Origin of the sequence: Novosphingobium sp. G106 (genome assembly GCF_019075875.1) — a bacterium.
Classification (GTDB): domain Bacteria; phylum Pseudomonadota; class Alphaproteobacteria; order Sphingomonadales; family Sphingomonadaceae; genus Novosphingobium.
In genome coordinates, this window is sequence record NZ_JAHOOZ010000001.1 from 2,086,071 (window position 1) to 2,098,544 (window position 12,474).

A 12,474-nucleotide genomic window follows, 5' to 3' on the forward strand; every position below is an offset into this window, starting at 1 on the left:
CTGGCAAGGGCGAAGGGCCCAGCCGAGGCCGCTCACGGAACCCAAAGCGGGCCCTGCCGGTTACTTATGGCGAAAAACCAAGGAATTCTTGCGCGTGAACTATATCAATACGCTCAACGCCCAGATTCAGTCGATGGTCAAAGGCTTCGTCCAGAACGTGCCGAACCTGATCATTTCGCTGCTCGTCCTCATCGTCACCTGGCTGCTGGCGAAATCCGCTGTGCGCATCGCCGATCGCCTGACCAAGCACACGCAGATGCGCGAGAACCTCAAGCAGCTGGTCGAAACGCTGGTCCGCATGTCGATCTGGGTTTTCGGCCTGCTGATCGCCGCGACGATCTCGATGCCCGGCCTCACCCCGGGAAGCCTGTTCGCCGGCCTCGGCATCGGCGCTTTGGCCATCGGCTTCGCGTTTCAGGACATATTCGAGAACTTTCTCGCCGGCGTGCTGATCATGGTGCGTGACCGTATGCGCATCGGCGACACGATCGAGTGCCAGTCCATCACCGGCAAGGTCGAGCGCATAACCCTGCGCGAAAGCCACATCCGCGCGCCGTCGAATGAACTGACGATCGTGCCCAATTCGGTGCTGTTCAAGAACCCCGTTAAGATCACCACCGACAAGCCGCAACGCCGGTTCCAGATCGTCGTCAGCGTGGTCAGTGACCACGATCTCGACCTTGCCGCGGAGACGATCCGCAAGGCCGTGGAAGGCGTCCCCGATATCGACATGAACCATCCCGTCGCGGTCTTCGCGCAGGAGTTCAAACCAAGCGCAGTCGATTTCCTTGTCCAGTGGTGGGCGGCCGCGCGGCAGAAGGACGAGTTTACCGACCGGATCATTCGCCAGATCAAGCGCCGGCTGGACGATGCCGAGATCCAGATCGCCGGCGCGCAGCCGACCACGATCGAAATGGTCAAGCCGCCCGAGGCAACCGCACAACCCGTGCCCCGGGAGATCGAGCGCGTCTGACCTGTGATGGTTCGGTAACCTCTCGCGTTTACAATAGCGCGCGGATGATGCCTGACCAGCAACTCAGCTCCGCGCTTCCCCCCACGCTAGAGCAGTCCCTCCGACGCGAACTGATCGCCGGCGAGCACCTGCTGTGGCGCGGCCAACCGCGGCCCAACAAGCTGACACGCGGCTTCGGCATCTGGCTTTTCGCGCTGCCCTGGACCGCCTTCGCGCTGATGTGGGAGGCCTTTGCCTTCCTGCCCTGGGTGACCGCGCTGAAGACGCCCGACTGGCTCCAGTGGAGCTTCGGCATCGTTTTCCCGCTGTTCGGCCTGCCGTTCATTGCGGTGGGGCTATGGATGCTGTGGGCGCCGATCCACGCGCTGCGCCGCGCCGGCAAGACCGCCTATGCCCTGACCGAACGGCGCCTGCTACGGGTCGTCGAGGCGCGGGAGATTACGGTCGCGAGCGTCCTGCTCCACCAGATCGGCCCGATCGACCGGCGCGAGGACAGCCAGGGCTTCGGCGACCTGCGCATCCAGACGCACAGCACAGTCGACAGCGAAGGCGACCGCACTACCGAACGCTTCGAGGTTCTCGGCGTCCCCGGCGTCGCCCGGCTCGAGCGCCTGATACTGGAAAACCTGGCCACCAAAGGCTGATCGCCCTTTCCCCGAGTTCCAGTTTCGTTCTAGATAACCGGCATGGCCGCCCTCCCCCCTTCCCGCGATCCATGCCAGCCATGGCGGCTGCTGGCTGCGCGACGCGATCGGGGTCACGCGCGGCATCGGCAAGGGCGAGGCGATCATGGCGGCGGCCGACACGCCGCTGCTGATGCTCAACGCGCCGCTGGTGGCGACGCGGCTCGGCTATCCGGACCTGTCGGGGCTCGACCTGCTCGAGCTCTACGCCTTCATTCACCCGGCGCGCTTCGTCGTACCGACGCCAAAGGGCCTCGCCAATGCGCTCGGCCTGGCCGAGCCTGAAGGCGACGACCAGGTTCCCGCGCTGCTCCAGTCTGCTGCCGCTGCGCTGCTCGACACCTGCGAGAGCCCCGACTGGGCCGAGCGCGAAGGTGCCTGGAGCGCGCTGCAATCGCTGATCCGCATGCGCTGGCCCTGGGCAGCGCAGCTAACGTCGCGGATCGCCCAGCCCGAGCGTGCCGAGCGCTGGCTGTTCTCCAAGCTGCCCGAATGGGACGAAGCGCCCGAGCGGCCACAACCGGCGCAGGTGACGCTCGACGAGGACACCGTGCTGGCCCGTCTCGCGGCGCTCACCGGCGACGAAGCCGAGCAGCGCCCGGGCCAGCGCGCTTATGCCGCCGAGACTGCGCAGACCTTCGCCCCGCGCCGGCGCGAAGCCGCGCCGCATGTGCTGTTGACCCAGGCCGGCACCGGCATCGGCAAGACCTTGGGCTATCTCGCGCCCGCTTCGGTCTGGTCGCAGGAATCGGGCGGCACGGTCTGGGTCTCGACTTTCACCAAGGCGCTGCAACGTCAGCTCCGCCGCGAAAGCCGCCGCGCCTGGCCGGGCAAGCGCGCCGACGGCAGCCAGCCCGTGGTCGTGCGCAAGGGACGCGAGAACTACCTCTGCCTGCTGAACCTGGAAGACGCACTGCAAGGCGGCTTCAACGGCAGGGCGGCAATCCTGGCGCAGCTCGTCGCGCGCTGGGCCGCCTATACCCAAGACGGCGACATGATCGGCGGCGACCTGCCCGGCTGGCTGGGCACGCTGTTCCGCCAGCGCGGCATCACCTCGCTGACCGACCGGCGCGGGGAATGCGTCTATGCCGGCTGCCCGCATTTCCGGAAGTGCTTCATCGAGCGCGCCGCGCGGGCTTCGGCCCAGGCCGACCTCGTCATCGCCAACCACGCGCTGGTCATGGTCAACGCCGCGCGCGGCCGCGATCATGCCGCACGGCCGACGCGGCTGATCTTCGACGAAGGGCACCACGTTTTCGAGGCGGCCGATTCGACCTTCGCCGCCGCACTTACCGGGGCCGAAACGATCGAGCTGAGGCGCTGGGTGCTGGGTCCGGAGCGCGGCTCCAAAGGCCGCCGCCGCGGACTGTCGGCACGGCTTGCCGATATTTCGAGCTACGACGAGCAAGGTGCCAAGGCGATCGCCGCCGCCGCCTATGCGGCCGAGGCGCTGCCCGGCGACGGCTGGCTGCAACGGCTCGGCGAAGGCGCGCCTTCGGGTCCGCTCGAGGAGCTGTTCGCCGCGGTGCGCGCACTGGTCTATGCCCGCGACGAAAGCGGGGGACAGGAAGCGGGCTATGGCCTGGAGACCGAAGCGGCGCAGCTCGACGGTGCCTTCATCGAGCGCGCGCAGGCCGCCGGATCGGCGCTCGCGGAACTGCGCCAGCCCTTGATGCGGCTTGGTCTCCGGCTTGAATCGCTGCTCGAGGAACCGCCCGACTGGCTCGACGGCCCCGGCCGCATGCGGATCGAAGGTGCGCGCCATTCGCTGGCCTGGCGGATCGACCTGCTCTCCGCCTGGGAAGCACTGCTCGAACGGCTCGGCGGCGCGGCCGATCCCGAATTCGTCGACTGGCTGGCCGTCGAGCGCTCGGACGCACGCGAGTTCGACATCGGCCTCCACCGCCGCTGGCTCGATCCGATGAAGCCCTTCGCCCGCGTCGTGCTCGAGCCGTCGCACGGCGTCATGCTGACTTCGGCGACGCTCAAGGACTCGGCCGACTGGGACACCGCGGTCGCGCGCAGCGGCGCGGCGCATATCGGCGTGGCCCCGCGCCTCTCGGCCTTCGACAGCCCGTTCGACTATGCCGCCCAGGCCGAAGTCCTGATCGTCACCGACGTGCCCAAGGGCGACATCCCCGCACTCGCCGCCGCCTATGGCCGGCTGATCGAGGCCGCGGGCGGCGGCGTGCTCGGGCTGTTCACCGCGATCCGCCGGCTGCGCGCGGTCTATGGCCGGATCGCCGACCGCCTCGCCCGCGCAGGGCTGCCGCTGTTCGCGCAGCACGTCGATCCGATCGACACGGGTACGCTGGTCGATATCTTCCGCGACGATCCGCGCGCCTCGCTGCTCGGCACCGACGCGCTGCGCGACGGCGTCGACGTTCCCGGCCATTCGCTGCGGCTGGTGGTGATGGAGCAGGTGCCCTGGCCCAAGCCCTCGATCCTGCACCGCGCGCGGCGCCTCGCTGGCGGCGGCTCAGCCCACGACGATCGCATCATTCGCGCACGCCTGGCGCAGGCTTTCGGCCGACTGATCCGCAGCCGCGAGGACCGCGGCCATTTCGTCGTGCTGTCCTCGGCTTTCCCATCGCGCCTGCTCAGCGCCTTTCCGGCAGGAACCCCCGTGCGCCGCCTGACGCTAGACGAAGCTTTACAACGGGTGGCAGGCGGTGTTTCAGAGGACGCCGTGAACACCGACGCTCCTCTGACCAAACCCGCATGAAACCGCGCTCATGAAAACCCTGGGTATCTGGCGTCACGCCAAGTCCGATTGGAACGACCGCAGCGCGCGCGATTTCGACCGGCCGCTCAACGCCCGCGGGCTCAAGGGCGCGGCGATCATGGGCAAGCATATCGCCGGCCAGCCGATCTACTGGGAGCGGATCGTCGCCTCACCCGCGGTGCGCGTGGCGCAGACGATCGAGCTCGGCTCGCAGGCTGCGCGGATCAATCCGCAAGTGCGCTGGGACCGGCGCATCTATCTCGCCAGCTCGGCCACGCTGATCGATCTGCTGCGCGAGCAGGACGGCGATCCGACGACGATCCTGATGGTCGGGCACAATCCGGGGCTCGAGGACCTGATCTTCGATCTCGTCCCCGACGACGGCAGCAGCCCGCTGCGTGACATCGTCGAGGAGAAATTCCCGACTGCCGCTTTCGCCAAGCTGGAAATCGACATCGCCAGCTGGGCCGATCTCGAAGAAGCGAGCGCGCGGCTCGTTCTGCTCACCCGCCCGCGCGATCTCGACGCGGAGCTGGGTCCCGAACCGGTTAGCTGAACCCGGCCAGCAAAAAACTAACTACGTAATTATTTGAAGGCCTCAAGCGCCTGCAAGAGCCTCTGCAAGGGCAAATCGGATCGCCTGCAACTGCGAAATCAGGTTCGCAGCGACGGATGGGCTCGCCGGTGCGGTTCGCGATTCGGCGGCCGGCTTTACCTCGCCGCCTTCGATCGCCTGCCGTGCCCCGCGCAGCGTGTAGCCCTGCTGATGGACCAGCCGATCGATCGTCGCGACCAGGAGCACGTCCTCCGGCCGATAATAGCGCCGACCGCCGCTGCGCTTGATCGGCTTGAGCATCGGAAACTGTTCTTCCCAATAGCGCAGCACGTGCTGGCGGATATTCAGAGCGGCGGCCACTTCCCCGATCGTACGCAAGGCATCGGGCGCCTTGCCATCGGAAAACCCCGGGAAAGTGGCCTGTTCCGTCATTTTCCGCCAATCCTGTCCTTGAGCATCTGACTGGCGCGGAAGGTCAGCACCCTTCGGGGGGTGATAGGCACTTCGACGCCGGTCTTCGGATTTCGGCCGATCCTTTCGGCCTTGTCGCGCAGCAGAAAGGTGCCGAAGCCCGAGATCTTGACGTTCTCGCCCTTGCCCAATGCATCGCACATATGCGTCAATATCGATTCCACCATCGCGAGCGATTCCGCCCGCGAAAGCCCTAGCTTTCGATTAATCGCCTCCGCAATCGCGGCACGCGTAAGCGTTTCCGTGGAGCGCATAAAGCCCCTATCCCCATTAACGCGACCCCCGCGCAGTGGAGTAATCGGGATTCCGATAAAAAGCAATGCACTGGAAGAGTTTGCGGGAATCTACCGAAATGGCGGGTAACCGCTCTGGTTCAGCAAACCCGCCCGAGGGGCGGATACGGGCCAAGGATACCGGCCAAGGTTGGGATCCCGCCTAGATCCGGATCAGGCTGGCGCCCCAGGTAAAGCCGCCGCCCATCGCCTCGAGCATGACGAGGTCGCCCTGCTTGATGCGACCATCACGGATCGCCGCGTCGAGCGCCAGCGGCACCGATGCGGCCGAGGTGTTGGCGTGCTGGTCCACGGTCATCACCACCTTGTCGGGCGAGAAGCCGAGCTTCCTGGCCGTAGCATCGAGGATGCGAGCATTGGCCTGGTGCGGTACCAACCAGTCGATCTCTTCGGTCGAGATGCCGGCAGCCTCGACAACTTCGAGCAAAACCGACGTGAGATTGGTCACGGCGTGGCGGAAGACCTCGCGGCCCTTCATGCGCAGCTTGCCGACCGTGCCCGTGGTCGACGGCCCGCCGTCGACATAGAGCAACTGGTTGTGCTGACCATCGGCGTGGAGCTTGGTAGCAAGCACGCCGCGCGGCTGGTTCGACGCCTCGTCCAAAGGTTCTGTCCGCGCTTCGAGGACGATCGCGCCGGCGCCATCGCCGAACAGCACGCAGGTCGTCCGGTCCTCCCAGTCGAGGATGCGGCTGAAGGTTTCCGAGCCGATCACCAGCGCCCGGTTGGCCGCGCCCGAGACGAGCATCGAATCGGCCACGCCGAGCGCGTAGAGGAAGCCCGAGCAAACCGCGGCGACGTCGAAGGCGATGCCGCCGTTGCAGCCCAGCTCGTTCTGCACGATCGTCGCCGTCGCCGGGAAGGTCTGGTCGGGCGTCGCCGTGGCCAGCACGATCAGATCGATCGACTTGGCGTCGATCCCGGCGGCTTCGAGCGCACGCTTCGCCGATTCGGTGGCGAGGCTGGATGTGGTTTCATCGGGCGCCGCAACGTGACGGTTGCGGATGCCCGTGCGCTCGACGATCCATTCGTCGCTGGTATCGACCATGCGCGCCAGTTCTTCGTTGCCAAGCTTGCGGCGCGGCAGTGCGGAACCCGTACCCAGAACGACCGAACGACGCATCAGGCGGCGTCCCCCGTAGCGGCAGCCCCCGTCTGGGCGCTACGGCGCCGCTTCAGGCTGTCTTCGCCCACGCGGGCAAGGTCGGCAGTAATCCGTTCGGTCACATTTTCTTCCAGAAGGCGGGCCGTCACGTGGACGGCATTGGCAACCCCCACGGCATTGGCGCTGCCGTGGCTCTTTACGACGATACCGTTGAGCCCGAGGAACACGGCGCCGTTGTGGTTGTTGGGGTCGAGGTGGTGCTTCAGCAGCTCGGTCGCAGGGCGCGACACCAGGAAGCCGAATTTCGAGCGCAGCGAGCTCGAGAAGCTGCGGCGCAGCAGGTCGGCGACGAAGCGGGCCGTGCCCTCGATCGCCTTGAGCGCGATATTGCCCGAGAAGCCGTCCGAGACGACGACGTCGACCTCACCGCGGCAGACCTTGTCCGCCTCGATGAAGCCGTCGAACGAAATGGAAAGATCCCTGGCCGCAGCCCTGAGGCGATCCGAGGCCTCACGCAGCTCTTCGGTACCCTTCATTTCTTCGGTACCGATGTTGAGCAGCCGCACGCGCGGCGCCTCCAGCCCCGTGACGACGCGCGAATAGGCGGCGCCCATGATGGCGAACTGGATGAGGTTGCGCGCGTCGCACTCGGTATTGGCGCCGAGGTCGAGCATGACGACGTCGTTGTCGCCGAGCGTCGGCAGCAGGGCGGCGAGCGCAGGACGGTCGATGCCGGGCATCGTGCGCAGTGCCAGCTTGGCGATGGCCATGAGCGCGCCTGTGTTGCCCGCGCTGACCGCGGCGCCGGCGTCGCCCGCCTTCACCGCGTTGATCGCCATGCCCATCGACGTGGTCTTGGCGCGGCGCAGAGCCTGGCTCGGCTTGTCCTCGCCGCTGATCACGTCGGTCGAATGGAGGATCTCCGACGCGCCGCGCAGGTTCGGATGATTCTCGAGCGCGGCCTTGATTCGCGTCTCGTCACCGACCAGCAGGAACTTGAAACGGTCATGACGACGGCGCGCCAGAGCGGCGCCCTCGACCATTACCCGCACGCCCTCGTCCCCGCCCATCGCGTCGACAGCGATACGCGGAAGACTCATCAAGCGTGTCCCTGACTGACGGGCTTAGAGCCCGACCGCGATAATCTCGCGACCGTTGTAGTGACCGCAGGCGTTGCACAGGTTGTGCGGGCGCTTGAGCTCGCCGCAGTTGCCACATTCGTGGAACGCTTCAACCTTCAGCGCATCATGGCTGCGGCGCATGCCCCGGCGGGACGGGCTGGTTTTTCTCTTAGGGACAGCCATTTCGGCACCTGTTCCTGCAAATTATTACGTTTTCTGAAGGCCGCCCTAGGCCATGGCTAACCGGCACACAAGCCTGCGTATGCAGACCTTTGTGCCGCAACCGGGTCCGGCGACAGCGAAGGCGCGCCTATAGCGATTTCCGCGTGCGTTGCAAGCACTGTGGCGCTAGCCAGCGCGGGAGACTGAAAACGGGGAGGAATACCGAGTGCTGCTTCCGACAACTTTGTGCCTGGCCGCCGCGGCCGCAGTTATCAACATCTGGATTTCGATGCGCGTGGGACGTGTACGCCATGCGGTCAAGGTATCGGTGGGTGATGGTGGCGACGAGGCGCTCGTGCGCCGGATGCGGGCCCATGCCAACTTCATCGAGAACACGCCGCTGACGCTGATCCTGATCGCCGCGATCGATCTTTCGGGCAAAGGCGCGGCCTGGCTGGCGATCGTTGGAGCCATCTACATGCTCGGCCGCGTCTGCCATGCGCTGGGCATGGACGGCGGTTCGATGCAGGCACTGCGCGGCGCGGGCACGGCGATCACCATGCTCACTCAGCTAGGCCTGGCGATCGTGGCAGTGCTGATCGCGCTCGGGCACCTCTAGCCCCAGGAATCAACCAAAGCGCGCGTCCGCCACGAAAGGATTGGTCCGCCGCTCCTGACCGAAGGTGCTCGTCGGCCCATGGCCGGGCACGAAAGTCACCTCGTCGCCCAGCGGCCAGAGGCGCTGGGTGATCGAATCGAGCAGGTCCTGGTGGTTGCCCTGCGGGAAATCGGTGCGGCCGATCGAGCCGGCAAACAGCACGTCGCCCACCATCGCCACCTGCGACGGTGCATGGTGGAACACGACATGGCCCGGCGTGTGTCCCGGGCAATGGACGACGTCGAAGGTCAGTTCGCCCACGGTCACCTGATCGCCCCCATTGAGCCAGCGGTCGGGCTCGAAGCTCTCGCCGGGCAGGCCGAAGCGCATCGACGAATCGTCGAGCCCCTCGATCCAGAAGCGGTCGCCCTGGTGCGGCCCCTCGATCGGCACGCCCATCTCCTTCGCCAGGACACCGGCCTGGCCGCAGTGGTCCATATGGCCGTGGGTGACGAGGATCTTCTCGAGCGTGACCCCGGTCTTCTCGAGCGCCAGCTTGAGCTTGTCGAGATCCCCGCCCGGGTCGACGAAAGCACCGCGCATGGTCTTGGTGCACCAGACCAGCGAGCAGTTCTGCTCGAAAGCGGTGACGGGAACAATGGCGACGCGCATCGGCGGGCCGGATTCTGGGGCAGTTTCGGTCATGCGCCGGAGATGGCGGCGGATCGGCCCAGAATCAATCCTACTATCAATCCTTACTATAGCCGCCCGCCCTTCCAGACGACACGGCCGACCACATCGACATCGCGAGGCGTGAGTTCGATCGGATCATAGGCCGGATTATCGCTCTTGAGCACGATCAGCCCCGGCCGCCCGGTTTCCAGCCGCTTGACCAACAGCGCCCCGTCGACGCGCACGACGTGGATGCCGTCGCGCAAGGGGCGCGGAGCGCTGTCGACGAGGATCTCGTCGCCGTCGCGCAGCACCGGTTCCATCGAATCGCCGTCGACCGAGATCGCCGACAACCCTCGCGGGTCGAGGCCCTGCCGGCGCAGCCAGGCACGGCCGAAGCGGAAAGCGCCGATCGGCTGCTCATCTTGCGCCAGCGCACCCGGTCCGGCCGAAGCGCCGAGCGCGAGGCGTGGAACATCAATCCAGTCCATATTGGAGGATTTTTCCTCCGATGCGCCAAGCTCCCCCTCGCTCACGCCGAAGAAGCGCGCCAGCGTCGCCCGGTCCCCTTCCTCGAGCTTGCGCGGGCTACCCTTGCGCACGAACTGCTGCAAATAGGCCGAATTCCGGCCGATCAGCGCCGAAAGCTGCGCGAGACTCACGCCCCGTTCGGCGGACAATTCGAGCAGACGCTCGCGCGGATCGGATGCGGCCATATGACAATCCTATACGTAGGATTTTTCCTAGACAAGTAGGATTTCAATTGGAACATTATAGGAACATTGATTCGCCGCTTTGGCCATGGGGAGATGTCATGCTGCTGCGCCAGATCGAGAAGTTCCTGCGCGAAACCGGGATGCCGTGGACCAAGTTTGGCCGCCTCGCCGCCCACGATCCGCGCTTCGTCGAGGATCTTCGCAACGGCCGCACGCCCCGTCCGCAGACCGAGGCACGCATCGTCCGGTTCATCGCGACCTATCGGGAGACAAACCATGCGTAGCAACATCCCCGGCCTGCGCCGCCCGTGGCGCGTCCTGCTCTCGGCCGTGACCGATCTCGCCGGCGGCAAGGCCGAACTGCAGCGCCACGTAGAACGCCCCTGGGCCAGCGTCACCTTCGCGGGCACCCGCCACACGATCGTCCTGGCCTTCACCGGCGAGGACGCGGTGGCGGCCGGCGATGCCTTTATGAACGCCCTGCCCGAGCACGAGTTCACGATCCCGCGGCAATTGGTCGCGGACGCGGCGGTGGTGTCGGTCGAGCAGACAATGCTCCCGCAGCCGAAGCTCACAGTGGAGATCGAATTGCTGCTGCTGGAGGACAGCTAACCTTCTCCCGCCAGGCGGGAGAAGGTTACTTCCATCAAAGCGCCTTCGACAGCGCCTTGATGTCCTTGTTCAGGATCTGGTCGTTCTCCGAATAGTCGACCGGGCAATCGATCAGGTGAACGCCCGGCGTGTCGCGGCAATGCGCGATCAGTTCGCGCAAATGCGCAGCGCTTTCCACGCGGTAGCCGTTGGCACCGTAGCTTTCGGCGTACTTCACGAAATCCGGGTTGCCGTAGGTTAGCCCCCAGTCCTCGAAGCCCATGTTTGCCTGCTTCCAGCGGATCATGCCGTAGGAGTTGTCGTTGAGGATCAGCACCGTGATGTTGAGCTTCAGGCGGACCGCGGTCTCCATTTCCTGGCTGTTCATCATGAAGCCGCCGTCGCCGCAGATCGCCATGACCTTGCGGTCGGGATAGACCATCGCCGAGGCCATGGCCGAGGGTAGCCCCGCCCCCATCGTCGCCAGCGCATTGTCGAGCAGCACGGTGTTGGGCTTGCAGGCGGTATAGCCGCGCGCGAACCAGATCTTGTAGACGCCGTTGTCGAGGCAGATGATGCCGTTGTCGGGCATGGCATCGCGGACCTGCTGGACCAGATGCGGCGGGAAGATCGGGAAGCGCTCGTCGCTCGCCAGCTTGGCCGTGTGCTCGATCTCGGCCTTGCGGTAGGCGAGCATGTGGTCGACCTTCCAGGCCGAGGAAGGCTCGATGACTTCCTTCATCTGCCAGACGGCGTTGGCGATGTCGCCGATCACCTCGATATGCGGGAAATAGACGGGATCGACTTCGGCCGTCTTGGTCGACATGTGGATCACCGTCGGCCCTGGCCCTTCCAGCCCTTCGTTGCGCATGAAGAACGGCGGCTTCTCGATCACGTCGTGGCCGATGTTGACGATGCAGTCCGACGATTCGATCGCGCGGTGGCAGAAGTCGCCCGCCGACAGCGCCGCGCAGCCGAGGAACTTCGGGTGCCGCTCGTCGATCACGCCCTTGCCCAGTTGGGTGGTGATGAAGGGGATGCCGGTCTTCTCGATGAACTCGAGCAGCATCTTGGAGGTCATCGTGCGGTTGGCGCCCGCGCCGATCACGAGGACCGGCGACTTGGCGCTCTGGATCGCATCGACCGCCTGACGGATCGACTTCACGTCGGCGGTCGGCCGGCGCACGGTGCTGCGCTTCAGCGGCACGGCCTCGGTATGCTCGTCTGCGATGTCCTCGGGCAGCTCGATATGGGTGGCGCCCGGCTTCTCTTCCTCGGCCAGGCGATAGGCTTCGCGCAGGCGGCTCGGGATATTGTCCGACGAGGCCATCTGGTGGGTGAACTTCGTGATCGGCGCCATCATCGAGACGACGTCGAGGATCTGGAAGCGGCCCTGCTTCGATTTCTTGATCGGCTTCTGGCCGGTGATCATCAGCATGGGCATACCGCCGAGCGTGGCATAGGCGGCGGCGGTGACGAAGTTCGTCGCGCCCGGCCCCAAGGTGGCGATGCAGACACCGGTCTTGCCGGTGTGGCGGCCATAGGTCGCGGCCATGAAGCCGGCGCCCTGCTCGTGACGGGTAAGGATCAACTTGATCTTCTTCGAGCGCGACAGCGAGTCGAGGAAATCGAGGTTCTCCTCACCCGGCACGCCGAAGATATATTCGCAGCCCTCTTCCTCGAGGCACTCGATAAAGAGATCCGAAGCCTTCTTGCCAGCACCGTCGGCCATATCATGAAACCCCCACCTGATTTGCCCAAGAGCTATCAGGAGAAGCCTGCCAAGTCATCAACTCGTAGGCATTCAA

Annotated in this window: 15 protein-coding genes; 7 read left to right on the forward strand and 8 right to left on the reverse strand. The window is 65.7% G+C overall.

Features of this window, described 5'->3' with window-relative positions:
- Nucleotides 1–94: 94 nt before the first annotated feature.
- The 4 genes from KRR38_RS09940 (at nt 95) to KRR38_RS09955 (ending at nt 4,937) form a co-directional block, all read left to right on the forward strand.
- Nucleotides 95–973: a mechanosensitive ion channel family protein gene (locus KRR38_RS09940; protein ID WP_217401034.1), complete on the forward strand. Its 879-nt coding sequence runs from the start codon at nt 95–97 to the stop codon at nt 971–973.
- Between the two features lie 47 nt (nt 974–1,020).
- The gene (locus KRR38_RS09945; RefSeq protein WP_217401036.1) at nt 1,021–1,617 is read left to right on the forward strand and encodes a hypothetical protein; all 597 of its coding nucleotides are present in this window, start codon (nt 1,021–1,023) and stop codon (nt 1,615–1,617) included.
- 145 nt (nt 1,618–1,762) lie between these two features.
- Complete coding sequence (locus KRR38_RS09950) at nt 1,763–4,381, forward strand: ATP-dependent DNA helicase (RefSeq protein ID WP_254514731.1); 2,619 nt, start codon at nt 1,763–1,765, stop codon at nt 4,379–4,381.
- Between the two features lie 10 nt (nt 4,382–4,391).
- On the forward strand, nt 4,392–4,937 hold the full coding sequence (locus tag KRR38_RS09955; protein WP_217401038.1) for a histidine phosphatase family protein: 546 nt from the start codon (nt 4,392–4,394) through the stop codon (nt 4,935–4,937).
- Nucleotides 4,938–4,979: 42 nt separating this feature from the next.
- Here the strand turns inward: KRR38_RS09955 and KRR38_RS09960 are convergent, their stop codons facing one another.
- The 5 genes from KRR38_RS09960 to rpmF all read right to left on the reverse strand — a co-directional run bounded on the left by KRR38_RS09960 (nt 4,980) and on the right by rpmF (nt 8,110).
- On the reverse strand, nt 4,980–5,369 hold the full coding sequence (locus tag KRR38_RS09960; RefSeq protein WP_217401040.1) for a MerR family transcriptional regulator: 390 nt from the start codon (nt 5,367–5,369) through the stop codon (nt 4,980–4,982).
- A complete protein-coding gene (locus tag KRR38_RS09965; protein ID WP_217401042.1) occupies nt 5,366–5,662 on the reverse strand; it encodes an integration host factor subunit alpha in 297 nt (98 codons plus the stop codon). Before KRR38_RS09965 ends, KRR38_RS09960 begins: the two co-directional genes overlap by 4 nt.
- A gap of 181 nt (nt 5,663–5,843) precedes the next feature.
- On the reverse strand, nt 5,844–6,827 hold the full coding sequence (locus KRR38_RS09970) for a beta-ketoacyl-ACP synthase III (RefSeq protein WP_305800860.1): 984 nt from the start codon (nt 6,825–6,827) through the stop codon (nt 5,844–5,846).
- Nucleotides 6,824–7,906, reverse strand: coding sequence for a phosphate acyltransferase PlsX (plsX, locus tag KRR38_RS09975; RefSeq protein WP_217401046.1), 1,083 nt, complete (start codon nt 7,904–7,906; stop codon nt 6,824–6,826). Before plsX ends, KRR38_RS09970 begins: the two co-directional genes overlap by 4 nt.
- A 24-nt stretch (nt 7,907–7,930) precedes the next feature.
- Nucleotides 7,931–8,110, reverse strand: a complete 180-nt coding sequence (rpmF, locus tag KRR38_RS09980) for a 50S ribosomal protein L32 (RefSeq protein ID WP_217401048.1) — start codon at nt 8,108–8,110, stop codon at nt 7,931–7,933.
- Nucleotides 8,111–8,315: 205 nt separating this feature from the next.
- Between rpmF and KRR38_RS09985 the strand changes: the two genes are divergently transcribed.
- Nucleotides 8,316–8,708 carry an MAPEG family protein gene (locus KRR38_RS09985; protein WP_217401050.1) on the forward strand — a complete coding sequence of 131 codons (393 nt, stop codon included), beginning with the start codon at nt 8,316–8,318 and terminating at the stop codon, nt 8,706–8,708.
- 9 nt (nt 8,709–8,717) lie between these two features.
- Here the strand turns inward: KRR38_RS09985 and KRR38_RS09990 are convergent, their stop codons facing one another.
- Nucleotides 8,718–9,392, reverse strand: coding sequence for an MBL fold metallo-hydrolase (locus tag KRR38_RS09990; protein ID WP_305800778.1), 675 nt, complete (start codon nt 9,390–9,392; stop codon nt 8,718–8,720).
- A 53-nt stretch (nt 9,393–9,445) separates the two neighbouring features.
- Complete coding sequence (locus tag KRR38_RS09995) at nt 9,446–10,075, reverse strand: LexA family transcriptional regulator (RefSeq protein ID WP_217401052.1); 630 nt, start codon at nt 10,073–10,075, stop codon at nt 9,446–9,448.
- A gap of 98 nt (nt 10,076–10,173) precedes the next feature.
- On the opposite strand from KRR38_RS09995, the gene KRR38_RS10000 reads away from it, so the two are divergent.
- Both KRR38_RS10000 and KRR38_RS10005 read left to right on the forward strand, forming a co-directional pair.
- Nucleotides 10,174–10,359 (forward strand): hypothetical protein, encoded by a 186-nt coding sequence (locus tag KRR38_RS10000; RefSeq protein WP_217401054.1) that lies wholly within the window; start codon nt 10,174–10,176, stop codon nt 10,357–10,359.
- Nucleotides 10,352–10,687, forward strand: coding sequence for a hypothetical protein (locus KRR38_RS10005; RefSeq protein ID WP_217401056.1), 336 nt, complete (start codon nt 10,352–10,354; stop codon nt 10,685–10,687). Before KRR38_RS10000 ends, KRR38_RS10005 begins: the two co-directional genes overlap by 8 nt.
- Nucleotides 10,688–10,721: 34 nt before the next feature.
- Here the strand turns inward: KRR38_RS10005 and KRR38_RS10010 are convergent, their stop codons facing one another.
- Nucleotides 10,722–12,398, reverse strand: coding sequence for an acetolactate synthase large subunit (locus tag KRR38_RS10010; RefSeq protein ID WP_217401058.1), 1,677 nt, complete (start codon nt 12,396–12,398; stop codon nt 10,722–10,724).
- Between the last annotated feature and the right edge of the window lie 76 nt (nt 12,399–12,474).